The 23,872-nt window shown below is 73.2% G+C and carries 22 protein-coding genes and 2 pseudogenes; 12 read left to right on the forward strand and 12 right to left on the reverse strand.

Annotation, left to right across the window (positions count from 1 at the left end; genetic code table 11):
• Window positions 1-96: 96 nt before the first annotated feature.
• A complete protein-coding gene (gene dnaG / locus G7070_RS00265) occupies window positions 97-1,962 on the reverse strand; it encodes a DNA primase (RefSeq protein WP_166230818.1) in 1,866 nt (621 codons plus the stop codon).
• A gap of 70 nt (window positions 1,963-2,032) precedes the next feature.
• Here dnaG and G7070_RS00270 point away from each other — a divergent pair, with 70 nt between their 5' ends.
• From G7070_RS00270 to G7070_RS00280, 3 genes are all read left to right on the forward strand, one after another.
• Window positions 2,033-2,755, forward strand: coding sequence for an ABC transporter permease (locus tag G7070_RS00270; protein ID WP_206080044.1), 723 nt, complete (start codon window positions 2,033-2,035; stop codon window positions 2,753-2,755).
• A gap of 40 nt (window positions 2,756-2,795) precedes the next feature.
• On the forward strand, window positions 2,796-3,569 hold the full coding sequence (locus G7070_RS00275; protein ID WP_166230824.1) for a hypothetical protein: 774 nt from the start codon (window positions 2,796-2,798) through the stop codon (window positions 3,567-3,569).
• A 127-nt stretch (window positions 3,570-3,696) separates the two neighbouring features.
• A complete protein-coding gene (locus tag G7070_RS00280) occupies window positions 3,697-4,488 on the forward strand; it encodes a hypothetical protein (protein WP_166230827.1) in 792 nt (263 codons plus the stop codon).
• A gap of 28 nt (window positions 4,489-4,516) precedes the next feature.
• Here G7070_RS00280 and G7070_RS00285 read toward each other — a convergent pair whose 3' ends face one another.
• Window positions 4,517-5,593, reverse strand: a complete 1,077-nt coding sequence (locus G7070_RS00285; RefSeq protein WP_166234830.1) for an HD domain-containing protein — start codon at window positions 5,591-5,593, stop codon at window positions 4,517-4,519.
• 67 nt (window positions 5,594-5,660) lie between these two features.
• On the opposite strand from G7070_RS00285, the gene G7070_RS18165 reads away from it, so the two are divergent.
• Entirely contained in the window at window positions 5,661-6,515 is an 855-nt protein-coding gene (locus tag G7070_RS18165; RefSeq protein ID WP_246227193.1) for a hypothetical protein, read from the forward strand.
• Between the two features lie 8 nt (window positions 6,516-6,523).
• On the opposite strand, the pseudogene dusB reads toward G7070_RS18165, so the two are convergent.
• A pseudogene (gene dusB / locus G7070_RS00295) lies at window positions 6,524-7,588 on the reverse strand (tRNA dihydrouridine synthase DusB); the annotation flags it as partial.
• A gap of 246 nt (window positions 7,589-7,834) precedes the next feature.
• Here dusB and G7070_RS00300 point away from each other — a divergent pair.
• Window positions 7,835-9,031, forward strand: coding sequence for an alpha-amylase family protein (locus G7070_RS00300; RefSeq protein ID WP_166230830.1), 1,197 nt, complete (start codon window positions 7,835-7,837; stop codon window positions 9,029-9,031).
• A gap of 77 nt (window positions 9,032-9,108) precedes the next feature.
• Here the strand turns inward: G7070_RS00300 and G7070_RS00305 are convergent, their stop codons facing one another.
• Complete coding sequence (locus G7070_RS00305) at window positions 9,109-10,488, reverse strand: glycine--tRNA ligase (protein ID WP_166230833.1); 1,380 nt, start codon at window positions 10,486-10,488, stop codon at window positions 9,109-9,111.
• Between the two features lie 209 nt (window positions 10,489-10,697).
• Here G7070_RS00305 and G7070_RS00310 point away from each other — a divergent pair, with 209 nt between their 5' ends.
• Window positions 10,698-11,189: a nucleoside deaminase gene (locus G7070_RS00310; protein WP_166230836.1), complete on the forward strand. Its 492-nt coding sequence runs from the start codon at window positions 10,698-10,700 to the stop codon at window positions 11,187-11,189.
• Between the two features lie 61 nt (window positions 11,190-11,250).
• Here G7070_RS00310 and G7070_RS00315 read toward each other — a convergent pair whose 3' ends face one another.
• Window positions 11,251-11,559 carry an antibiotic biosynthesis monooxygenase family protein gene (locus G7070_RS00315; protein WP_166230839.1) on the reverse strand — a complete coding sequence of 103 codons (309 nt, stop codon included), beginning with the start codon at window positions 11,557-11,559 and terminating at the stop codon, window positions 11,251-11,253.
• A gap of 50 nt (window positions 11,560-11,609) precedes the next feature.
• Here G7070_RS00315 and G7070_RS00320 point away from each other — a divergent pair, with 50 nt between their 5' ends.
• Window positions 11,610-12,014 (forward strand): Fur family transcriptional regulator, encoded by a 405-nt coding sequence (locus G7070_RS00320; RefSeq protein WP_166230842.1) that lies wholly within the window; start codon window positions 11,610-11,612, stop codon window positions 12,012-12,014.
• Window positions 12,015-12,797 carry a DNA repair protein RecO gene (gene recO, locus G7070_RS00325; RefSeq protein ID WP_166230845.1) on the forward strand — a complete coding sequence of 261 codons (783 nt, stop codon included), beginning with the start codon at window positions 12,015-12,017 and terminating at the stop codon, window positions 12,795-12,797. It begins immediately after the preceding gene.
• A 54-nt stretch (window positions 12,798-12,851) separates the two neighbouring features.
• On the opposite strand, the pseudogene G7070_RS19700 reads toward recO, so the two are convergent.
• From G7070_RS19700 to G7070_RS00355, 4 genes and pseudogenes are all read right to left on the reverse strand, one after another.
• Window positions 12,852-14,030, reverse strand: a pseudogene (locus G7070_RS19700) (low temperature requirement protein A).
• A gap of 163 nt (window positions 14,031-14,193) precedes the next feature.
• Window positions 14,194-14,853, reverse strand: a complete 660-nt coding sequence (larB, locus tag G7070_RS00345) for a nickel pincer cofactor biosynthesis protein LarB (protein WP_166230857.1) — start codon at window positions 14,851-14,853, stop codon at window positions 14,194-14,196.
• Window positions 14,846-15,748: an ATP-dependent sacrificial sulfur transferase LarE gene (larE, locus tag G7070_RS00350; RefSeq protein ID WP_246227194.1), complete on the reverse strand. Its 903-nt coding sequence runs from the start codon at window positions 15,746-15,748 to the stop codon at window positions 14,846-14,848. The genes larB and larE overlap by 8 nt, the downstream gene beginning before the upstream one ends.
• Complete coding sequence (locus G7070_RS00355) at window positions 15,745-17,151, reverse strand: nickel pincer cofactor biosynthesis protein LarC (RefSeq protein ID WP_166230860.1); 1,407 nt, start codon at window positions 17,149-17,151, stop codon at window positions 15,745-15,747. Before G7070_RS00355 ends, larE begins: the two co-directional genes overlap by 4 nt.
• Before the next feature lie 129 nt (window positions 17,152-17,280).
• On the opposite strand from G7070_RS00355, the gene G7070_RS00360 reads away from it, so the two are divergent.
• From G7070_RS00360 to G7070_RS00370, 3 genes are read left to right on the forward strand one after another with little or no spacing between them, the layout of a single operon-like run.
• Window positions 17,281-17,730 carry a hypothetical protein gene (locus G7070_RS00360; protein WP_166230863.1) on the forward strand — a complete coding sequence of 150 codons (450 nt, stop codon included), beginning with the start codon at window positions 17,281-17,283 and terminating at the stop codon, window positions 17,728-17,730.
• A gap of 54 nt (window positions 17,731-17,784) precedes the next feature.
• On the forward strand, window positions 17,785-18,570 hold the full coding sequence (locus G7070_RS00365; RefSeq protein ID WP_166234836.1) for an isoprenyl transferase: 786 nt from the start codon (window positions 17,785-17,787) through the stop codon (window positions 18,568-18,570).
• 51 nt (window positions 18,571-18,621) lie between these two features.
• Window positions 18,622-19,638, forward strand: a complete 1,017-nt coding sequence (locus G7070_RS00370; protein WP_166230866.1) for an alpha/beta hydrolase — start codon at window positions 18,622-18,624, stop codon at window positions 19,636-19,638.
• Between the two features lie 30 nt (window positions 19,639-19,668).
• On the opposite strand, the gene G7070_RS00375 is transcribed toward G7070_RS00370, so the two are convergent.
• Entirely contained in the window at window positions 19,669-20,583 is a 915-nt protein-coding gene (locus G7070_RS00375; protein WP_166230869.1) for a universal stress protein, read from the reverse strand.
• A gap of 113 nt (window positions 20,584-20,696) precedes the next feature.
• A complete protein-coding gene (locus G7070_RS00380; RefSeq protein WP_246227195.1) occupies window positions 20,697-22,010 on the reverse strand; it encodes an MATE family efflux transporter in 1,314 nt (437 codons plus the stop codon).
• A gap of 92 nt (window positions 22,011-22,102) precedes the next feature.
• Here G7070_RS00380 and G7070_RS00385 point away from each other — a divergent pair, with 92 nt between their 5' ends.
• Window positions 22,103-22,807: a Gfo/Idh/MocA family oxidoreductase gene (locus tag G7070_RS00385; protein ID WP_166230875.1), complete on the forward strand. Its 705-nt coding sequence runs from the start codon at window positions 22,103-22,105 to the stop codon at window positions 22,805-22,807.
• Here the strand turns inward: G7070_RS00385 and G7070_RS00390 are convergent.
• On the reverse strand, window positions 22,804-23,799 hold the full coding sequence (locus G7070_RS00390) for a LacI family DNA-binding transcriptional regulator (protein WP_166230878.1): 996 nt from the start codon (window positions 23,797-23,799) through the stop codon (window positions 22,804-22,806). The genes G7070_RS00385 and G7070_RS00390 overlap by 4 nt on opposite strands.
• Window positions 23,800-23,872: the final 73 nt, after the last annotated feature.

Genomic DNA, 23,872 nt, shown 5'->3' on the forward strand with positions numbered 1-23,872 from the left:
CACCGCGGCGGGCCGGGAGGCACTGTCCACGGTCCGCATCCCGACAACACCATCCGCGCCCGCGTCCTTGCGCGCGCCCCGTCGGCGGTTCCGGCGTCAGTCCTCGCCGACGGCCATCGCCTGCAGCGTCCGGCGGTGCGTCTCGAGCTCGAGCAACTGGGCGAACATCCGGTTGTAGGACGCCTGCTCCTCCACCGGGTTGGTGCGCTGCAGCCGCGACTTCAGGTTGCCGATGTCGCGGACGACGCGCGCCAGGCGCAGCCGGGCCGCATACTCGCGGGCGTAGACCTGGGTCGGGTCGGCGAGCAGCGGCTCGACCGACAGCGCCACCGTCAGCTGGGCCGCGACGGGGTCCTCCAGCGAGTCGACCACCCGCTGGGAGAAGCCGGCCCCGCGGTCGGTGGCGCACAGCGCCTCGAACACGAGCCGGTAGGCGGGATGGTCGAAGTCGTCGGGATCGATGCCGCCCCAGTCCTCGGGGAACAGCCCGGGCTGTTGCAGCAGAACCTTCAGCACGCCGCGCTCGGTCGCGAGTCGCCGGTCGCGCGGGTCGGGCGCCGGGACCGTGGCCACCCGCGCGACGGCCGGCTCGTCGGCCTGCTCGGCGGTCGGCTCGCGGAACGTGCGCTGCTCGGGGGCCGGCTTGCGGCGGTTGGCCCGCTGGACCTCGGCGCGGACCTCGTCGGGGTTCATCCCGACCAGGCCGGCGAGCTCCCGGATGTAGCCCGAGACGAGCGAGGTGTCGCGGACGCTGGCCACCAGCGGCGCGGCGGCGCGGACCGCGGCGAGCCGCCCGTCGGCCCGGTCGAGGTCGAACCGCTCCAGGGTGTTCTTCATCACGTAGCGGTACAGCGGGATGCGGCGGGCGACGAGCTCGCGCACCGCGGCGTCCCCGCCGGAGATCCGCAGGTCGCACGGGTCCATGCCGCCGGGCTCGATCGCGACGTACGTCTGGGAGTTGAAGGTGGCGTCGGAGGAGAAGACCTTCAGCGCTGCCGCCTGCCCGGCGGCGTCCCCGTCGAAGGTGAAGACGACCTCGCCGGCCAACGCGTCGGAGGTCATCAGACGGGCGATCATCCGGCTGTGGTCGGAGCCGAACGCGGTGCCGCAGGACGCGACCGCGGTGTCGACCCCCGCGATGTGGCACGCCATGACGTCTGTGTAGCCCTCCACGACGACGGCCTGGTTCTTCTTGCCGATGTTCTGCCGGGCCAGGTCGAGCCCGTACAGGACGTGGCTCTTCTTGTAGACGATCGTCTCGGGCGTGTTGAGGTACTTCGCGGGCATGCGGTCGTCGTCGAACAGCCGCCGCGCCCCGAATCCGAGGGTCGAGCGGCCGGCGTCCCGGATCGGCCAGACGAGCCGTCCCTGGAAGAAGTCCCAGCCCGCCTCGCGGACCAGGCCGGCCTTCACGAGGTCTTCCTTGCTGAACTTCTTGCCCAGCAGGTGGTTGAGCAGGTCGCGGCCGCCGCGGGGCGCATACCCGATGCCGAAGTGCTCGGCGTGCTCGCGTGTGAAGCCGCGGCCGTCCAGGAAGATCCGCCCCTCGACGGCGTCCGGGGTGCCCAGTTGCGCGGCGAAGAACTCGGCGGCGAGCTGGTTGGCCTCCAGGATCCGCATCCGGAGCCCCGGCTCGTGCCGCGGCCCGCCGTCGCCCTCGGTGTAGCGCAGCTGAAGGCCGACCCGGTCGGCCAGGAACTCCACCGACTCGGTGAACCCCATGTTGTTGATCTTCTGCACGAAGCTGATGACGTCGCCGCCCTCGCCGCAGCCGAAGCAGTAGTAGAAGCCCTTGGCCGGGGTGACGCGGAAGCTGGGGGTCTTCTCGTCGTGGAAGGGGCACAGCCCCACCAGGGCGCCGCCGCCGGCGGGGCGCAACTGGACGAACGACCCGACCACGTCCTCGATCCTGGACCGCTCGCGGACCGTTTCGAGGTCCTCGGGGTGGATCAGGCCGGCCATGCCCGGCAGTGTAGTCGGGCGTAGGGTGCTGCGGGTGACCGTCAACCTCGGCTGGGGACTCGCCCTGGCGCTGGTGCTCCTGCTCGCCCTCGGGGTCGCGGCGTCCACCGTCGGTCGGCTCGACGCCGGCCGCGCCCAGGTGGTCGCCGCCGTGCGGGCGGTCGTCCAGTTGGCGGCGATCTCGCTCATCATCACCGCCGCCGTCTCGGCCTGGTGGTGGGCCGTCGTGTTCGCGTCCGCCATGTTCGCGGTCGGGGTGTGGACGACCACCGGACGCGTCGGCGTACGCCGTAGCTGGCCGTGGGTCGCCCTGGCGATGGCCTGCGGCGTCCTGCCGGTGATGGCCGTGATCTTCCTCACCGGCGCCGCGCCGTTCACCGGCGTCTCCATCGTCGCGCTGGGCGGCATCGTGACCGGCAACATGATGACGGCGCACACCCTGTTCGGACGCCGCATCTTCGCCGAACTGCGCGCGCACCGGGGCGTGTACGAGGCGGGCCTGTCGCTGGGGATGTCGCGCACGCTGTCGATCGGCCTGGTCATCGACCGGTTGGTCGGCGAGGCGCTGGTCCCCAATCTGGACCAGACCCGCACCGTCGGCCTGGTGACGCTGCCGGGCGCGTTCATCGGGGTGCTGCTCGGCGGCGGTTCTCCGCTGCAGGCCGGCGCCGCCCAGGTGCTCGTCCTCATCGGGATCATGGCCGGCCAGGCCCTGACCGTGACCGTGGCCGCCGCCCTGGTGCGCCGGGTGCGGATCATCCCGCGGGACCTGGTCGCCGTCCTGCACCGCTGAGCCCTTCCTCGGACGCGGGGGCGTGCGTACGCTGCCCGGCATGGGTCGGGGGGCGGTGTACGCGATGGCGGTGGCCGCTCTCGTCGCGCTGACGGGCTGCAGCGTCGAGGGCACCCTCGATGTGACTCCCGACGCGATCGGGGTGGACCTCGAGATCAGCCACCGCGCTCCGCAGCGGGCCGGCGACGGTTCCTACTTCGGGGCGGAGTACTGCGGCGTGGCCCCCGGCGGGACGGCCGGCTTCCAACTCCCCGGCCTCACCCGAGAGATGCGGGAGGCGCCGCCGGGGACGCTGGCCTGCCGGCTGCACGGCGTGCTGCGCCGCGCCGAGCGCCCCACCACGTTCGACGGCTTCGTCGTCGTCGCCAACGGTTTCGTCTTCGCCTCGCTCCCGGGCATCGGCGACGACGACCTCGACCCCGATCCGCTCGAGCGGATCGACCTCACGGTGACGTTCCCCGGCGAGATCGTCGCCACGACCGCGCAGGCCGCCGCCACCGGCAGCACCCTGCGCCTGACCCGGCCCGATCAGGTCACCACCGCGCTGGTCCAGGTCACGGCCCGCGACGGCAGGTTCGGCCTGCGCGACCTGCTGGGACCGCTCGGTCTGCTCGCCGCCGCCGGTGTCGGGGGCACGGCCACCTGGCTCGCCCTGCGCCGCCGGCCGGCCGCGCGCCCCGCCGATCCGCCGGCGCAGCCGCCTCCGGACAGCCCGGCCCGCCCGACGGGCGGGTCCGTCCGGGACGCCCCGTCCGAGGGTGGACGCCCGCCGCCGGAGGATCCAGGCGTGTGGGCGCCCGGTCCCGGCGCCTGACCCCTCAATCCGAGGCGTGGGATCGAGGCCCAGATCCCACCGCCACGGATCGGGTCCGGGCGCCGGTTACCGCCACGGGAGGCGCTGCCCGCTGACAACGCTCGGGCCGGGTGCGTACAGTCGCGTCATGGTGCAGCGTCGGACGAAGGTCGTGGCCGCCGTGGCCGGTGCCCTGCTCCTGACCGGCTGCACCCTCGACGGCACGGTGACGTTCCACCGCGAGAACGTCGAGGTTGACGTGGTCGTGCAGCACCGCGACCCGCGGGCCCGGCAGCCGCGCGGCGACGCCCCCATCAGCGCGGTGGACGTGTGCGGCGACTGGAGCGTCGGCGGCCTGAGTAAGGAGCAGCGCCCCGCCCCGACGGGCGAGGTCGCCTGCCGGCTCACCGGGTCGGTGGCCCTGCCGGTCGACGGGTCCGAGGCCAGCGAACTCAACGGCATGATCAACCGCACCAACGGCTCGATCTTCGTGACGATGCCGAGCGCGTGGTTCGCGTCCGGGTCCTACACCGAGAAGCTGACCGCGATCGACCTGACGCTGCGGTTCCCCGGCCCCGTGGTGGCGAGCAGCAGCGGCGGCCAGGTGCTCGGGGCCACCGTCCGCGTCACCGATCCGGCGGCGATCACCCGGACGGGCTTGTGGGTGACGGCGCGGGACGGCCCCTTCGACCCGATGTTCCTGGCGCTGGGCCTGATGCTCCTGGTGGGCGGCTCGGCGGGAGCGGCCGCGATGTGGCTGCACCTGCGCCGCGCCGCGCGCAGCGCCGGCCCGGACGAACCCGAGCACTTCCTCGCCCGGGTGCCCGAGGACGCCGCCGACGAGCCTCCCGCGGTGCGCCGCGAGCGTCCGCATCCTCCGCGTCCCGCGCCGAGCGAGGACCCCACGGTGTGGTCGCACGGCGACGACGAGCCCGACTGACCGCGTCCGTCCAGGTGGTCGGAGGTACTCAGATGCCGCGGCCGATGCCGCGGGGCAGCTTGTCGGGATCCCAGCCCAGCAGGGACTCGGCGGTGTCGAAGGCGAACCGGTCGGTCATGCCGCCGACGTAGGTCACGGCCGTCACGATCCGGTCGGCCTCGGCGCCGTCGCGGTAGTCCGCGGGCAGCGCCCACGGGTGCTCGCAGTAGTACTCCACGAGACCGTGCAGCACCCCGATGACCGCGTTGGCCTGGGCCACGGAGTCGGGTCGGGTGTAGATCCGCTCGTAGTTGAACCGGCGCAGGGCGGCGAGCGCGGCCGCCGCGTCGGCGTCCATCCCGACGACGCCGGTCTCGGCAGCCGTGGAGATCAGGGACCGGATGAAGCCGGCCAGTTGCTCGCGCCGCGTCCGCCCCACCACGGCGGTGACCTCCTCGGGCAGGTCGGCCGGGGTGACGATCCCGGCCGCGACGGCGTCCTCGAGGTCGTGGGCGCAGTACGCGATCCGGTCGGCCCAGCTGACGAGTTCCCCCTCGATGGTGGCGGGCGCCGGCCGGGACCAGGAGTGGTTGCGGATCCCGTCGAGGGTCTCGCGGCACAGGTTCAGGGGCGCGAGCACGACGTCGGCGCCCCACGGGCCGTGGTCGTAGCCGTCGGGCAGGAAGGCGTCGAAGGCGTCCTCGGACGCGTGGCCACCGGGCCCGTGGCCGCAGTCGTGTCCCAGGGCCATGGCGTCGGCGAGCGCCGCGTTGACGCCCAGGCCGCGGGCCAGGGAGGTCGCGACCTGCGCCACCTCGATGGCGTGCGTCAGCCGGGTCCGCTGGTGGTCGGTCGGGTGGACGACGACCTGGGTCTTGCCCGCCAGGCGCCGGAACGCGGGCGAGTGCACGATCCGGTCGCGGTCGCGTTCGAAGCAGGTGCGCTCGTCGTCGGGTTCCTCGGGACGCGCCCGGTCGCCCGCCCCGTGGGCGAAGGTCGCCTCGGGGACCAGGATGCGTCGCTCGCGCTCCTCGCGGGCCTCGCGGCCGATCGGCGCCTCCAGCCGGATGGCGGCCGCGGAGTCGGCGTGGGCGCGCACCACGTCGCCCTCGCGGTGACCCCGCATGGTCTGCGCCCAGGCGAGCGTGCGTGGATTCAGCGCGTCCGTCATGCCTCCATTCTTCCCTGTTCCTATGATTGGGCCATCCAACGCGAGGACAGGACACGATGAGCAACTCGAGCCCCACCCCGAATCCCGATTCCGACAACGGCGGATACGGCGAGCCCACGTTCACCGGCGGCGGCGAGCCCGGCCATCGGCCGGCCTCCCCGAACCGCAGGGCCCGTACCAGGCCCCCGACCAGCAGCCCCCGTACGCGCAGGAGCAGGGTTACGGGCAGGGCCAGTACGGCGCCTACGACCCCTACGCCCAGCAGGGCCAGGCGCAGGGGCAGCCGCAGCCGGGCTACGGCCAGTCCTACGGCGCCCCCGACCAGCAGGGCTACCAGCAGCAGGGCTATCAGCAGCAGGGGTACCCGCAGCAGGACCAGGGCTACGCCCAGCAGTACGGGCAGCAGGGCTACCCGCAGCAGCAGCAGCAGGGTTACCCGCAGGGCTACGGCCAGCAGCCCGGCTACCCGGCCCAGCAGTACCCCCAGGGCGGCTACGGCCAGGCGCCCAAGCGCAGCAACACCCTCGGGCTCGTCGGCCTGGGGCTGGTGGCGGTGTGCACGGTCCTGTTGGTCGTCGCGTCGGCGATCATCGGCCGCGCGGCCGGCGAGTTCGTGGTCGTGAATGGGCCCGAGGCGCTGGCGAACGCCAACACCTCCGACCCGCTCGTCATCGCGTTCGCGCAGCAGATCCAGGGCTGGGCCAACGCTCTTCAGGCCGCCGTCGTGGGCGGCCTGGCGGGCTGGATCGTCAGCATCGTGGCGTTCGTGAAGCGGGCCGGTCGGCCGCTGGCGCTGGGCGGCATCCTGCTCGGCATCGCCGCCCCGATCATCGGCCTCATCACGTTCGTCGTCGTGATGATGCCGTACGTGCAGTAGGGCCTAGCCCCCGACACGTCGGACTCGGCGGCGGAGAGGTCCTCGTCGCCGAGTTCGCGGCTGTCCAACCAGCCGTAGGGCAGCGTGACGTGAGCCCGCGGCGTCCCCTGGCGACCGCGTGGCTTGCCCAGTTCGTCGGCCGGCATCGAAGCCTCGGGATCCAGGCGCGCCAGCAGGGCGTCCAGTTCCTCGAAGCTCGAGACGGTGGCCAACCCGCGGCGGATCTCGCCGCCGACCGGGAACCCCTTGAAGTACCAGGCCATGTGCTTGCGCAGGTCGATCAGGCCCCAGCGCTCGCCGTGGATGCCGGCCAGGAGTTCGGCGTGCCGGCGCAGCATGGCCGCGACCTCCCCCAGCTTCGGGTACGGCAGGGGCTGTTCGCCGGCGAACGCCCGCGCGAGGTCCGAGAAGAGCCACGGACGCCCCAGGCAGCCACGGCCCACGACGACGCCCGCCGCGCCGGTCTGATCGACCATGCGCAGCGCGTCGGAGGCCTCCCAGATGTCGCCGTTGCCGAGCACCGGGATGTCGAGGGCGTCGGCCAGTTCGGCGATCCGGTCCCAGTGCGCCTCGCCGGCGTAGGCCTCCTGCACGGTGCGGGCGTGCAGCGCGATGGCGGCCACGCCTGCGTCCTGCGCGATCCGACCGGCGTCCAGGAACGTCTCGTGGTCGGCGTCGATCCCGATCCGCGTCTTGATCGTCACCGGGACGCCGTAGGCGTCGGCCGCCTTCACGGTCGCGGCGAGGATGGCCGCCAGCCGGTCGGTCTTCCACGGCAGGACGCCGCCGCCGCCCTTGCGCGTCACCTTCGGGACGGGGCAGCCCAGGTTGAGGTCGATGTGCTGGACGCCGAGTTCCTCGCACACGATCGCGGCGCCGCGCGCCACGATGTCGGGGTCGACGCCGTAGAGCTGCACCGACTTGATGTCCTCGGTGGGCGCGAACGCCAGCATGTCGAAGGTCTTGGGGTTGCGCTCGACGATGCCGCGGGACGTGATCATCTCGCAGACGTAGAGGCCGGCGCCCTGCTCGGCGCACAGCTGCCGGTAGGCGGGGTTGGTGATCCCGGCCATCGGCGCCAGCACCACGGGCGTGGCGACCTCGACGGTTCCCCCGAGGGGGCCGTCAGGCGCAGACGCGGGTAAGCGGGCACGTCGGCCGATTCTACCGGGCGCCCCGCCCGGGCCGAAGTCCGGCCGAGCCGGGGCCGCGTGCGGGGCCCGCACCCCCGCGCCCGCCGGCGCGTTCCGGCGCCGGATCGGCTAGCGTCGTGCACACCGGTTCCGCCCGGACCGGCCCGTGACCGCAGGGAGCCGTTGATGAGTCTGGTCGACCACGCCATCTGGTGGCAGGTCTATCCGCTGGGGGCCCTCGGCGCCCCCGTGCTGGAGCGCGAGGAGGGCGTCCACCACCGGCTGGAGAGGCTCGAGCCGTGGCTGGACTACGTCGTGGAGCTGGGGTGCTCCGGCGTCCTGCTGGGCCCGATCTTCGCCTCGACGGCGCACGGCTACGACACCGTCGACCACGACCGGATCGACCCGCGGCTGGGTGATGACGCCGACTTCGACCGGCTCGTGGCCGCCTGCCACGACCGCGGGCTCGCCCTCATGCTGGACGGCGTGTTCAACCACGTCGGGGCCGAGCATCCGCTGGTCGCGGCCGACAGCCCCCTGCTGAAGCACGACGGGGACGCGCTGGCGGTGTGGGAGGGCCACGACGGCCTGGTCGAGCTGGATCACGCCCGCCCCGAGGTCGCGGACCTGGTCGTCGACATCATGCTGCGCTGGCTGCGCCGCGGCATCGCCGGCTGGCGCCTCGACGTCGCCTACGCGGTTCCGCCCGCGTTCTGGCGCGAGGTGACCGGCCGCGTCAAGGCCGAGTTCCCCGACGCGGTGTTCCTGGGCGAGGTGATCCACGGCGACTACGCCGCGATCGCGCGCGAGGGCGACCTGGACTCCATCACCGCCTACGAGTTGTGGAAAGGCATCTGGAGTTCGATCAAGGAAGCCAACTTCTGGGAGCTCGCGCACGCGCTCGCCCGGCACGACGAGTTCTCCGCGTCCGTGGTGCTCAACACGTTCGTCGGCAACCACGACGTGGACCGGATCGCCTCCCTGGTGGGCGAGGAACGCGCCCCGCTGGCGGCGGCCGTCCTGTTCACCGTGCCGGGGATGCCCAGCGTGTACTACGGCGACGAGCAGGGCTTCACCGGCGTGCGCGGCGACGGCTTCCACGCGGACTTCCCCGTGCGTCCGCCGCTGCCCGCGTCCCCGGCGGATCTGCTGCCGACCGGCGCGTGGCTGCACGACGTCTACGCCCAACTGATCGGGCTGCGGCGCCGCCACCCGTGGCTGACGCGGGCGCGCGTCGAGGTGCTCGACAAGACCAACGAGTCGATCTCCTACCGGGCGGCGGCCGGCGAGGAAAGCCTCGAGGTCCACCTCACGCTCGAGCCCGACCCCGGCGTGAGCGTGGTCTGCTCCGACGGCGAGACCTGGTCCTGGACGCGCCCCTGACCCACGACGACGCGAACGCCGGATCCCCCTGAGGGATCCGGCGTTCGTCGTCGGCAGGACGCCGTGGCGTCCGGGGCTCAGCAGCCCAGCAGGCGGGCGGCCAGGTAGGGGGCGACCTGATCCAGGGCGACGCGCTCCTGGGCCATCGTGTCGCGCTCGCGGATGGTGACCGCGTCGTCCTCGAGGGTGTCGAAGTCGACCGTCACGCAGAACGGGGTGCCGATCTCGTCCTGACGGCGGTAGCGGCGTCCGATGGCCTGCGCGTCGTCGAACTCGATGTTCCAGTGCTTGCGCAGCTCCGCGGCGAGGTCGCGCGCCTTCGGCGAGAGGGCCTCGTTGCGCGACAGCGGCAGCACGGCGGCCTTGACCGGTGCCAGGCGGCGGTCCAGCTTCAGCACCGTGCGCTTGTCGACCCCGCCCTTGGCGTTGGGCGCCTCGTCCTCGGTGTAGGCCTCCACCATGAACGCCATCAGCGACCGCGTCAGGCCGGCGGCCGGCTCGATGACGTAGGGCAGGTAGCGCTCGCCCTTGGCCTGGTCGAAGTAGGACAGGTCCTCGCCCGAGTGCTCGCTGTGGGTGCCCAGGTCGAAGTCGGTGCGGTTCGCCACGCCCTCGAGCTCGCCCCAGCCGTCGCCGCCGGTGAAGCCGAAGTTGTACTCGATGTCGACGGTGCGCTTGGAGTAGTGCGACAGCTTCTCCGCCGGGTGCTCGAACAGGCGCAGGTTCTCCGGGTCGATGCCCAGATCGACGTACCAGTCGTGCCGGGCGTCGATCCAGTGCTGGTGCCACTCCTCGTCGGTGCCGGGCTCGACGAAGAACTCCATCTCCATCTGCTCGAACTCGCGGGTGCGGAAGATGAAGTTGCCGGGCGTGATCTCGTTGCGGAAGCTCTTGCCGACCTGGCCGATGCCGAAGGGCACCTTCATGCGCGAGGTCTGCTGCACGTGCTCGAAGTTCACGAAGATGCCCTGGGCCGTCTCCGGACGCAGGTAGTGCAGGCCCGAGTCGTCCTTGATGACGCCCAGATGCGTCTCGAGCATCATGTTGAAGTCGCGCGGCTCGGTGAACTGGCCCAGCGTCCCGCACTCGGGGCAGTTGATCTCGGTCAGGCCCTGCGGCGCCCGGCCCTTCTTGAACTCGAACGCCTCCTCGAGCTGGTCGGCGCGGAACCGCTTGTGGCAATTGAGGCACTCGGTCAGCGGGTCGGAGAAGACGCCGACGTGGCCCGAGGCCACCCACACCTGACGCGGCAGGATGATCGAGGAGTCCAGGCCCACGACGTCGGGCCGCTGCTGCACGACGGCCTTCCACCACTGCCGCTTGATGTTCTCCTTGAGTTCCACGCCGTAGGGGCCGTAGTCCCAGGCCGCCCGCGTGCCGCCGTAGATGTCCCCCGAGGGGTACACGAAGCCGCGGCGCTTCGTGAGGCTGATGACGTTGTCGAGCTTGCTGGCCATGTGACCTGGTGCCTCCTTGTCGGCAGGGGGTGCCCGGCCGGCATCCCCAACAATCTGCCCGCCAACCCTACCGGTTCGCCACCGCGCGCAGCGCCGCGCGCGGCCCCAGCGGGACGCCGCCCGCCCGGCTCCGCGCGCGCCCTTGCCACCGCCCCGTCGGGGGCCCGACGGATTGGGCCGACGCCTGCCGATTGCCTAGGATCGACCCCATGCCCGTCACCCCGCTCCTCGACTCCGACCTTCCCCATCTGGAGCGGTGCCTGGCGCTCGCCGAGGAGGCGCTGCTGACCGGTGACCAGCCGTTCGGCTCGATCCTGGTGGACGCCTCCGGCCGCGAGGTCTTCGCCGACCACAACCGGATCGCCGGCGGCGACGAGACCCAGCACCCCGAGTTCGCGATCGCCCGCTGGGCGGCCGCCCACCTGGCCCCGGCCGAACGGTCCCGGGCGACCGTCTACACCTCCGGCGAGCACTGCGCCATGTGCGCGGCCGCGCACGGCTGGGTCGGCCTGGGCCGGATCGTGTACGCGTCCTCGACCGAGCAGCTCACCGGCTGGTTGCAGGGCCTCGGGCTGGCCGCGGGCCGCGTCGCCCCGCTGCCCATCGAGAGCGTGGTGCCCGGCGCCCTGGTCTCGGGTCCCGCCCCCGAACTGGCCGAGCGGGTCCGAGCGCTGCACGAGCGCTACTACAACGCCCGCTGAGCCCCGCGAACCGATCGACCCGCCACGCGGCGGGATCGTCTCGACCTCTCGGAGACCGCGCTCAGCGATCGCGGGGCAGGTTGACCCCGACCTCGTCGGCGTCGGCGTAGGCGCTCGGCTCGTCCAGGGCGCGGTTGAGCAGCGGCATCAGGATCATCTTGGCGTCGTAGCCGTTGAACGCGCGCCGGTAGGAGCCGACGTTCTCCCAGGTCGTCAGCAGCGCCCACAGGTCCGGCTCGTCCAGGTTGCGGACCAGGTCGGCGGAGCGGCACCCGGGGCGTCCGGCGAAGAACGCGGCCGCCGCCTCGGCGTCCGGGGTGAAGGCGTCCAGGTCGGCCTCGGGGACACGGAAGCGGCTGAAGGCGAGCATGCCGTTCACCCTAACGGCCCCCGGGTAGGCTGCCAGGTTGAGGAGGGCCCATGACCAGCACACCCCAGCGCCGCACCCGTCAGGGGGCGACGATCGCCGACGCGCTCGCGGGCCTAGACGAGTTCATGACGGCCCAGGACATCCACGACCTGCTCCGCGCCCGCGGCGAGAAGATCGGGCTCGCGACCGTCTACCGGCACCTGCAGGCCCTGACCGACGCCGGCGAGGTGGACGTCATCCGCACCGCCGACGGGCAGGCGTCCTACCGGGGCTGCGGCGAGGCGACCCACGACCATCACCACCACCTGATCTGCCGCTCCTGCGGCCGGACCGTCGAGGTGGAACTGGACGGGGTGGAGGAGCTGATCGACCGGCTGTCCTCCGCGCACGGGTACACCGACGTCGACCACTCCCTGGAGTTGCGCGGCCTCTGCGCCACCTGCTCGGCGGCCTGAATGCCCACCTACCGCGACGAGGCGGTCGTGCTCCGCACCCACAAGCTGGGCGAGGCCGACCGGATCATCACGCTGCTGTCGCGCCGCCACGGCAAGATCCGGGCGGTCGCCCGCGGCGTCCGGCGGACGTCGTCGAAGTTCGGAGCCCGGCTGGAGCCGTTCAGCCACGTCGACCTGCAGTTCGCCACCGGACGCACCCTGGACATCATCACCGAGGCGGTGACGCTGCACGCCTGGTCGGAGCCCCTGTGCGCGGACTACGGGCGCTACACGGTCGGCCAGGTGATGCTCGAGACCGCCGACCGCCTCGTCAGCGTCGAGAAGGAGCCGGCGCCGCCCCAGTACCGGCTGCTCGCCGGCGCGCTGTACGCCCTGATCTCCGGGACGCACGACGGCGAGCGTCCGGCCACGATGGTGATGGACTCCTACCTGCTGCGCGCCCTGGCCACGTCCGGGTTCGCGCCGAGCCTGGACGCGTGCACCGCGTGCGGCGAGGCGGGGCCGCACGAGGCCTTCTCCCCCGCCGCCGGCGGTTCGGTGTGCCGCCGCTGCCGCCCCCCGGGGACGCCGCTGGTGCGTCCGGGGACGCTGGCGTACCTGGGGGCGCTGATCTCGGGCGACTGGCCCGCCACCCGCGCCGCGGACCCGACGACGCAGCGCCAGGCGTCCGGGCTGGTGGCCGCGTTCGCCGGCTGGCACCTCGAGCGCGGCCTGCGCACGCTCGACCAGGTCGACCGCAGCGACACCGGCGCCCCGGACACCTACGCACCCAGACTGCGCTGACCCCGGCGGCTCAGCCCGATCGGGCCGAGGACCTTGCCTGATCGCGCCGAGGACTCACGCGTCCTGGGCGATCCACTCGTTCAGGTGGCGGTACCCCTGCCACTCGTAGCCGACCACCATCACCCACGGCGCGAGCATCACCACGGCGATGCCGACCGCGAGCGGGGCGCCGAGGGCGGTGAGGGCGACGCCGAGCACCCGCACGGCGAGCATGACCAGGATCTCACCGAGGTGGAACCGCTCCAGGGAGCGGTGCGCGGTCAGCCCGGTGATCAGGATGAAGACGAGCACGATGAACGCGGCGCTCGGCAGCGCGATCGCCACGATGGTGCCCGGCGCGCCCAGCTTGGACTCCCCCTCGATCTGGTAGGCCGCCGCGTGCAGCCCCGCGCCGACCCCGGCGATGCTGAAGTACAGCAGCATGTGCGGGTAGGTGAACCGGAACAACCGGTCGCGGTGCCGGTGCAGGATGTCGCCGAACGGGACGCTGAAGTACACCCACCACAGCCCCATGGTCAGGCTGACGCCAGCAGCACCAGCATCACCTCGGGGGTCCAGCCGTGGGCGGCGTGCAGCGCGCGGACGGTCTCCGCCGTGCCGACCACGATCTCGCCGAGCGCGATGATGGTGAGCAGCGCGTAGCGTTCGGCCAGGTGGTGCGGGTGCCAGGGCGTCCCGCCCGCCCTGCGTTCGATCAGGAACGGGACCCCGATCTCCAGCGCGAACAGCACCACCGCGACCACGACGGTCAGGCTGGTCGGGGCCGCCGTGACGGCCACGACCACCCACAGCAGCTGGCCGAGCACGGTCCAGGCGGCGATCTTGCGGGCCGCCGCGGCCACGACGGTCGAGGCCACGTCGCGCGAGGCGCGCCAGCACCAGCGGGACGCGCATCACCACGTACCCCAGCACGATGGTCTGGTTCTGCAGGTGCCAGCCCTCGTCGAAGCCCGCGAAGAGTTCAGGGATGCCGGTGGTCAGGATGAGGACGCCCGCCATCTGGATCATGGTCGCGACCCGGACGGTCCAGTCGTCGGTGTCGAACGCCGAGTCGAACCAGGTGCTGCTCATCCACGCCCAGCACACCGCGAACAGCACGAAGAAGAAGGCGGCCGATCCCTCGACGATGTGGCCGGCGGCGAGCGAGTGCGCGAACTCCGACCCGGCGACGCCGAACGCGACGACCAGGGTGAGGTCGTAGAGCAGCTCCAGCGTGGTGGGCGACGCGGCCATCCTCGTGCGGGTCGCGGCCGGTCATCCGCGTCAGGTGGTGATGGACGGCCTGGATGGGCGTGGTCATGAGGGCTCCCGGTGGGTGAGGGCGGCTCACATGATGCCACCGCGATGCCCTGGGCGGGAGGGGTCGTCCCCCGCAGCCGTCTCGCCGGGGGGACGGTCAGCGGGGAGCGGCGATCTGAGCGGCGAGGTGGCCGCCGCCGTAACCGTTGTCGATGTTCACCACGCCGACGCCGGGGGCGCACGCGTTCAGCATCGTCAGCAGCGGCGCGAGCCCGCCGAACGCGGCGCCGTAGCCCACCGAGGTGGGGATCGCCACGACAGCGCAGGACACCAGGCCCGCGATGAGCCCGGGCAGGGCGCCGTCCATGCCGGCCACGACGACGATCGCGCCAGCGGAGCGGAGCAGGTCGACCTTGGCCAGCGTCCGGTGGACGCCCGCGATCCCCACGTCGACGACCAACTCTGCGCGCCGCCCCAGGTGGCGGGCGGTCAGCAGCGCCTCGCGGGCCACCGGCAGGTCCGAGGTGCCGGCGCAGGCGACGACGACCAGTTCACCGGTCGGCTCGGGCATCCGCGGCGGCCAGACCAGCAGCCGGGCGACGGGGTCGTGGAAGGCGTCCGGCAGGGCCGCCAGGACGGCCTGCGCGCGGTCGGCGTCCGCGCGGGTGAAGATCGTGGTGACGTCGGGACGCCCTCCCACCCGCTCGGCGATGGCGCGGACCTGTTCGGGCGATTTGCCCTCGCAGTAGACGGCCTCGGGGTAGCCGCGTCGCACCCCCCGGTCGAGGTCGAGTTCGGCGATGTCGTCGTCAGCCACGGCGGGTCAGCACCTGCAGGGTGAACGCGCCGGACTGCAGCCCGACCAGGTCGAGGGTCACGTAGCCGAACCCTGCGGCCTTGATCGCGCGGACGACTTCCTCGCGGACGCCGTCGGCGACGAGGGTCGCCAGGTCGGTCGGCGCGACCTCGATGCGGGCGATGTCGCCGTGGTGCCGGACGCGCGAGTCCGCGATCCCGACCGCGCGCAGCGCCCGCTCGGCGGCCTCGACCTGCTGCAGCTTCTGCGGCGTGACCTCCTGGCCGTGCGGGATCCGGGACGCCAGGCAGGGCGCGGCCGGTTTGTCGGCCGACCGGACGCCCAGCGCGCGGGCGAGCGCCCGCACCCGCCCCTTGGTCAGGCCGGCGTCGGCGAGCGGACGCAGCACCTCGTGCTCGGTCGCCGCCCTGGACCCGGGCCGGTCGATGCGGCGGGCGTCGTCGGCGTTCTCGCCGTAGGCCACGTGCGTGAGCCCCTCGGCAGACGCGACGTCATCGCCGATCCGAGTGAACAGTTCGTCCTTGCAGTGGAAGCAGCGGTCGGCGCCGTTGGCGCGGTAGAGCGGGTTGTCGCCCTCGTGCGTGGGGAACTCGACCAGCCGGGCGCCGGCCTCGGCGGCGATGGCGCGGGCGAGGTCGGCCTCGTCGGCGGCCAGCGACGGCGAGACGCCCATGAGCGCGACCACGCGGTCGGGGCCCAGGGCTCGGACGGCCACCGCGAGCAGGGTCGCGGAGTCGACGCCCCCGGAGTAGGCGACGCCGAGGCGTCCGGTGACCGGGAGCCGGGCGGCGACCGCCTCGGCGTCTGCGCGGGTGGCCTCGTCGCAGCCCTGCCACGGGTCCGACGGGCCATCCAGCGCGGTGGTGCGGCGGGTCTGCTGGCTGATCTGGGTCACGGGTGTGCGCCCCCTTCCGGTGCGGTCAGCCTAGTCGCGGACGGATACGGCCGCCCGGGCAGCAACCCGGCCGCCGCCAGCGCACCGGTGGCCCGCTGCAGCGCGTCGGACTCGTCGATCCCCAGCGCGGCGCCCAGTGCCTGCACCGAGGAGAACTCGGGGGTCGCGTGGACGACCCGGCCGTCGCGGTGGCCGACCTTGATCCGCACCGTCGCGTCGCCGATCGCCACGTCGGACCAGCCGCGCTCCAGCACGATGCGGCGCACCTCGTCGCCCCGGACGCCCAGGGTGCTCGTGCGGGCGAGGATCACCTCGACCACGGCGTCGCGGTGGGCGGCGTCGACCAGGGCGTGCACCGTGTGCGCCGGGCGTCCCTTCTTCATGACGATGGGGACCAGCCACGCGTCGGCGGCCCCGGCGTCCAGGCAGGCCTGCAGCACCCCCGGCCACAACCGGCCGTCCAGGTCGTCGACGTTGGCGCGCAGTTCGACCAGCGCCGTGGCGGGCACGTCCTCGGGCGCGGCGGCCCCGCGATCGACCCCGGCTCCGGGCGCGGCCGGGTCGCCGGCCTCGGGCCGCTCGCCCAGCAGCACCCGCACGACGTTGGGCCAGCCGGCGAAGTCCTTGCCGCCCGCGCCCACGCCGACGGCCCGCACGGTGAGGGCGGGCAGCGGTTCGCACCGCTGCGAGAGCGCGCGGATCATCGCCAGCCCCGTCGGGGTCGCCAGTTCACCCACGCTCCCCGCGGTGGTGACCACCGCCGGCGTGTCGTGGTGGTCGCCGTACACGTGCGGGTCGTGGCCGTGGTCGTGGCTGTGCTGGTGCGACCCGTGCCCGTGCGCCGCGTCCCCCTCGGGGGTGGCGTAGACCTGCCACCCCACCGCGAGCTCGGCCACCGCCGGGACGGGGACCGGGATGTCGCCGTGCGCGGCCCGGACGCGTCCCGCACCCAGGCGCACCGGGGACGCCGACACGCTCGTCACACCGAGCCCGCGCAGCGCCTCGCACGTCCCGACGACGTCGGCGATCGAGTCCAGCGCGCCCACCTCGTGGAAGTGGACGTCCTCGGCGTCGATGCCGTGCGCCCGCGCCTCGGCGTCCGCGAGCCGGGCGAAGGCGGCCAGCGCCCACGCCCGCGTCTGCTCGGCCAGGGCCGCGTCCTTCAGCGTGGCCCGGATCGTCGCCCACCGCCGGTGGGGCGGATCCTCGACCAGCACGCGGACGCGCGCCTTCACACCCCGCTGACCGCCGCGCACCACCGGCGCGGACTCGAGCCGCACCGACCCGGGCGCCACCGCGTCGATCGCCGCCTGGACGCCGTCGGGGTCGGCCCCGGCGTCGAGCAGGGAACCCAGGAGCATGTCGCCGGCGACACCGGCGGAGACGTCGAACCACGCGTGCATGGCTGTAGTTTCCCGCATCGCCGCTGGAAGGCCGCATCTGATGGCAACCGGGCACCCGATCGGATCCATTGACAGGCCGCGCTTGATGACGCTTTGATTCCATCACTCACCCAGCACCAGGAGGCCACCGTGAATAGGTTCACACGCCGGATCGCGACCGCGGCAACCGCCGCTGCGCTCGTCTTCTCCAGCACCATCGCTCTTGCCTCCCCCGCTCAAGCCGATGCATACAAGGCCGGGAGTTGGGTCGAGGTGAAAGGCGCGACCTCGGCCAACTGTCACCCCCTGGTCCAGAAGACGATCCAGAAGTCCCTCGGTACTGTGACCTACTCCACACCCACGAAAGTCGGCCTGCAGAAGCTGACCGCGAGCACGGTACAAGCGACGTACAGGACCCAGTCCTACATTCAGTTCGGGGTACGCAAGGCGTCCGTCACATTGTTCTGTGACAACATGAAAGGGAAGGCGTACTACACGTACAAGCCGACCCTTTACTCCTACCGGACCAAGATGGACAGCCAGTACTGCTACGCATTGTCCTGCCAGTTCTTCCCGGGACGTTGGTCATCGTGGAGTTGAGCGCCTGAACGGGCGCCCAACCTGGTCGGCGGCTACCCTTCACTCGTGAGCCCGATGCCGCCGACGCCGCACCCGAGCGGCGCCACACCGCCCGCGATCCCCGCGAAGTTCGTGCCCCGGCACGTCGCCATCGTCATGGACGGGAACGGCCGCTGGGCCAAGGAGCGGAACCTGCCGCGCACCGACGGGCACGCGCGCGGCGAGGCGTCCCTGCTGGACACGATCCACGGCGCGGTCGAGATCGGCGTGAAGTACCTGTCGGCGTACGCGTTCTCCACCGAGAACTGGAAGCGGTCCCCCGACGAGGTGCGCTGGTTGATGGGCTTCAACCGCGACGTCATCCATCGCCGCCGCGACGAACTCAACGACCTGGGCGTGCGGATCGTGTGGGCCGGACGCGAGCCCCGGCTGTGGAAGAGCGTCATCAACGAACTCCGGGTCGCCGAGGAGATGAGCCGCCACAACACCACCCTGACGCTGCAGTTCTGCGTCAACTACGGCGGACGCTCGGAGATCGTGGACGCCGTCCGCGCGCTGGCCGCCGACGCCGCCGCCGGGCGGATCGACCCCGACCGGATCAGCGAGAAGTCGCTGACGTCGCGGCTGTACCGCCCCGAGGTGCCGGACGTGGACCTGTTCATCCGTAGCTCCGGGGAGCAGCGCACGTCGAACTTCCTGCTCTGGCAGATGGCCTACGCCGAGATGGTGTTTCTGGACCGGCTGTGGCCCGACTTCGACCGCCGCGACCTGTGGCACGCCATCGAGCTGTACGCCCAGCGCGACCGCCGCTACGGCGGCGCCGTCCCCAACCAGGTCCAGCCGCGCCCCGACGTCTCATGACGCCGTTTCCGGGGTGGTCGCCGCCGAACCGCCCCCGTTAGGTTCGTGGGCATGGATACGCAGCGGACCACCCCGCCGAAGCGGCGTCGGGGCTGGCGGATCGTGGGCTGGAGCGCCCTGGGCCTCGTCGGACTCCTGGTGCTCGGCGTCGTCGGACTCATGGTGTTCAAGCCGTGGGCGCCGCGCTTCGTCACGACCGACCCGGGCCCCGGCGGCACGCGCGTCACCGAGGCCGGCGTGCTCGGCAACTACTACCCCGCGGCCGGATCGGCCGACGCCCCGGCCGTCCTGGTGCTGGGCGGGAGCGAGGGCGGCATCGATGCGTGGGTCGACGAGCAGGCCCGCGCGCTCGCCGGGGCCGGCTACCACGCGCTGGCGCTGTCCTACTTCGGTGGGCCGGGTCAGGACCACGCCCTGCACCGCGTCCCGCTGGAGACCTTCGACGCCGCGCTGGACTGGCTGCGGGGGCGTCCGGGCGTCGACGGGAGTCGCCTGGCCGTCCTCGGCACCTCGAAGGGCGGCGAGGCCGCGCTGCTGGTCGGGACGCGGCACCCGGAGCTGAACGCCGTCGTCGCCAACGTCCCCTCCACCGTCGCCTGGCAGGGGCTCAACCTGGTCGAGCCGTGGACGATGGGGAGCCTGGGATCCTCCTGGACCGCCGGCGGCGTCGACGTCCCGTTCCTGCGGTTCCCAGCGGCCCCTCCGCAGGGAGACCTGATCCACACCCACCAGGCCGCGCTGGACACCCTCGACCAGCACGGGGACGCCCGCATCGACGTGGGACGCATCGCGGGCGCGCTGCTGCTGGTGTGCGGCGAGGCCGACACGATGTGGCCCTCCTGCCCCATGAGCCGCGACGTGCAGGCCCGCGCCACGGGGGCCGCCACGGTGGAGCTCCTGGCCTACCCGGACGCCGGCCACGCGGCCTCGGGTGTCCCGGCACCGGTCGGGGAGCCGCTGTACGGGCCACTGGACGCCCTGGGCGGCACACCCGAGACGAACGCCGCCGCGCGGGAGCAGAGCTGGTCGCGCACCCTGACGTTCCTGCGCGACGCGTTCGGTTCCTGACCGGACGCCCCGGCGCGGCGCCGAGGGCGCCTAGCGGGTCTCGCGGTCCGCGGAGCGGGTCACGATCACCGGGCAGGCGGCGTCGCGCAGCACCTCCTTGCTCGTGGAGCCCAGCAGCAGTCCGGTGAAGCCGCCGAGGCCGCGCGAGCCGACCACCAGCGCCGACGCGCCCTCGCTCGCGGCCACCAGGGCGGCGGACGGGCGCGCCTCGACCACGTCCACCTCGATGGTCAGCCCGGGATGCTGCTGCCGGTAGGGCTCGACCATGTCGTCGATGCGTGCGGCCAGCTTCTCCTGGTCGGGGATCGCCATGAGGGTGGAGACGCCCATCGGCCCCACCATCCAAGGCGTGAGGTCCCACGCGTGCACGGCGCGCACCGGCACGGCGAGCCGCACGGCCTCGGCGACGGCGATCCGCAACGCCGCCTCGGCCTCCGGCGAGTCGTCCAGGCCCACGACGACGGGGCCGCCGGCGGTCACCGTGTCGTGGTCGGTCACCACGGAGATGGGGCCGCGCCCGTAGGCGACCACGGCGTCCGCCGTCCCGCCCAGCGCCCGCACCTTCACGGGGGCGTTCGCGCCCCGCGCGCCCACCACGACCATCTCGGCGACCTTGGACGCCTGCGCGAGCACGTAGGACGCCAGCCCCTGGTCGATGACGGTCTCCACCTCGAGGTCGGGGTGCTTGGAGTGCACGCGGTCCAGCAGCAGCTGCAGCCGCTCGCGCGCGAGCTTGCGCAGGTGCTCGGGATAGTCGCCCGTGCGCATCGCTTCGAACAGTCGGCTGCGCGGCGGGATCGGCACCTCCGGCAGCGCGAGCACGACGATCAGTTTGCGGTCCAGGTCGTCGGCGCGGTCGGCCGCCCAATCGACGGCGTTCTGGGCCCGCTCGGACAGGTCGGTGCCGGCGACGATGGCGTCGGTGGCGTCGAACGAGATGGTCATCACGATCCTCCTCCGGCTCGCCCGGCCACCTCGGCGTGGCGGGCGCTGTTCGGTTCACTCTACGGGGCGGGCGCGCCGCGCGGGCGTCAACCCCGTACCCGGGGGCGACTTCGCTAGACGTGGGCGTGCATCCAGCCGTCCCCGCGCGTCCGCAGCCACAACAGCAGCGAGCGCGCGATCAGCCAGGCGCCGTAGGCCACCCACAGCCAGGCCAGCCCGGCGTGCGTGACCCAGACCGCGGCGACGAACGGCGCGTAGGCGGCGGTGGCTCCCAGCCCCGCGAGCGCGAGGAAGCGGGCGTCGCCGGCCCCGATGAGCACGCCGTCCAGTTGGAAGGCGATCGCCCCCACGGGGGCGAGCACGGCGAGCACGAGCACGGTCTGCTGCACCAGTGCCTGGACGGCCGGGTCGGGGCTGAACACGGTCGACAGCGGCGTCCGCAGCACGACCAGCAGCAGCCCGACCACGACGCTGAAGCCGAGGCCCCACACCAGGACGCGTCCCAGGACGCCGCGCGCGCCCGCGGTGTCCCCGGCGCCGACCCGCAGCCCGACCAGCGCCTGCGCGGCGATCGCGAAGGCGTCCAGGGCGAACGCCACGGTCGTCCAGAGCGTGTTGATGACCTGGTGCGCGGCCAGCGCGGCCGTCCCCAGGCTGGTGGCGGTGAACGTCGTCATCAGCAGGGCGAGGTTGAGCGCCGCGTTCCGGATGACGAGCCAGCCGCCCAGCCGGGCCGCCGCGAGGACGCCCGCCGGCCGGAACCCGAGCGGGACCTCCTCGGCCCGGGCTCCCCGGATCACCGCGCCGGCCAGCAGCGCCGCGCCGACCCACTGGGACGCCGTCGTGCCGATCGCGGCGCCCGCGATCCCCAGCCCGACGCCGTAGACCAGGGTGACGTTGAGCGCGATGTTGATCAGGTTGATGGTGACGACCACGCGCAGCGGGGTGCGGGTGTCCTGCAGGCCGCGCAGCACCCCGGTGGACGCGAGGATCACCAACTGGGCGGGCAGGCCGAGCGCCACGATCCGCAGGTAGGTCGCCCCCAGCGCGGTCACCTCCGGCGTCGCCCCGTACCAGCCGAGGATCGTCGGCCCCAGGGGCAGCAGCACGGCCGCGTACACCGCGCCCAGGATGAGCCCGAGGAAGATGCCGTCGACGCCACCGGCCAGCGCCCCCGCACGGTCCCCGGCGCCCAACCGGCGCGACACGACCGAGGTCGTCCCGTACGCCAGGAACACCGACAGCCCGACCAGCAGCCCGATGACGCTGGTGGCCAGGGTCAGGCCGCCGAGGTCCTCGGTCCCCAGGTGCCCGACGATGAGCGTGTCGGCCAGGATCAGCAGCGGCTCCGCGATGAGCGTCGCGAAGGCGGGGACCGCCAGCGCGAGGATCTCGCGGTTCAACGACGGCTGGGACGAGCGGGGCACCCGGCCAGCATGCCGCACCGTGGGCGCGCCGGACCGCCGGCGTCCACCGATGGCGGCACCGCCGCAGGACCGCTGTGCCATAGTCGGGCCCCATGACCGACCGGCCACTCTCGTTCCTGTTCCTGGGGCACTGCTCCCACACCGACCTGTTCGCCGAGCACCTGGCGCGGACCGGCGCCGGCACCGTCACGACCGACCCGCGGCACGCGGACGCCGTGTGCGTGTTCGAGCGGGACGCCGCCACCCACGCCGAACTGGCGCTGCCCCACCTGCGGGCGGGGCGTCCGGTCTTCGTGGACAAGCCGGCGGCGTTGCTGGCCTGTGACGTCGCGCGGATGCTGGAGGCGGGTGCCGTCACGAGCTTCTCGACACTGCGGTGGGCGCCGGGGCTGGACGCGCTCGCGGGGGCGGTCGCGGTGCGGGTGACCGGCCCCGCCCGCGCCACGGACCCGTCCGGGGCCGCGTTCTACGCCGTGCACGCCGTCGAGATCGCCCACCAGATCTGCGGCGGGACGCCCACCGAACCTGACGTGCGACCCCAGGGCGACGGCTGGCTGGTGACGTACCGGCTCGGCGCCGCGGCGGTCGAACTCGACGTCGCCGCCGGACGCGAGGACTGGACGGTCGAGGCCACGCTGCCCGACGGCCGGCGCGCTGACCTGCGGATCAGCGCGGGCCCGGGCTATTACGAGCCCGCCTGCGCACAGATCCTGGAGTTCGCCCGGACCCGGCGCTCCCCCGTCGCGCCGGCCGGGCTGCTGGGCGTCGCCGAGGTCGTCGAGGCGCTGGGCGCCTAGCCCGTCGAGCCCCGCACGATCAGCTCCGGCTGGAAGCGGCGCATGGCCCGCGGCTCCGTCCGGGCGGCCAGGCCCAGTTCCAGCGCGGCCGCCCCCATGGCGCGCAGCGGGAGCCGGACGCTGGTGAGCGTCGGGCGCACGTCCGTCGCGGCCGGGATGTCGTTGAACCCGGCGATCGCGACTCCGCCGGGCACCGACACCCCCTGCTCCTGGAGCCAGTGCATCGCCCCGATCGCCATCTGATCCGCGGTGCCGACGACCGCGGTGATGCCCGGGTGCCGCGCGGTGAGCTCGGCGGCGCCCGCGCGCCCGCCCTCACGGTCGGGCGTCACGTGGACGACGTGGGCGGTGCCGCCCACCCGCTCGAAGGCGGCGCGCAGCCCGACGACGCGGTCGATGGTCGAGTGCAGATTCGCCTGCCCGGCGGCCACGCCGATCTCCCGGTGGCCCCGCTCGATGAGGTGGGCGGCCAGCGTCTCGGCGCCGGCCACGTTGTCCACCAGCACGCGTCCGCCCGCGGCGTCGCTGTTGCCGATGGAGACGGTGTGGCCGCCCATCGCCTGGAAGCCCGCCACGCGCCGCGCCAGCTCCGCCTTGTACGTCGCGTCGTCGAGGCCCGAGCCGCCGATGATGACGAGTTCGTAGCGGTGCGCCTGCAGCATCCTGAAGTAGGCCATCTCGCGGTCCACGTCCCGGGCGGTGTCGCAGATCGACACCAGCAGGTTCAGCGGGGTCGCCACCTCATGGATGCCGTGGATGATCTCGGAGAAGTACGGGTCGCCCACGTCGCCGACCAGCACCCCCACGGCCCGCGTCGTCCCCGACAACAGCGTCTGCGCCTGGGCGTTGGGCACGTAGTCCAGGTCGGACGCCGCGGCGAGCACCCGGACGCGCATCTCCTCGGCGACCGGGTAGTCGCTGCCCGAGAGCACCCGGGACGCGGTGGACAGGGAGACGCCCGCGCGCATCGCCACGTCCCGCAACGACGCCATCGCCCCTCCTCCGCGCGGCCGGTGAGCCGCCTCGCGGAAACTCTACCGACCAACCCCTTGACCCGTGCGTGGC

The sequence above is a fragment of the Propioniciclava coleopterorum genome, from assembly GCF_011393335.1.
Lineage (GTDB): Bacteria > Actinomycetota > Actinomycetes > Propionibacteriales > Propionibacteriaceae > Propioniciclava > Propioniciclava coleopterorum.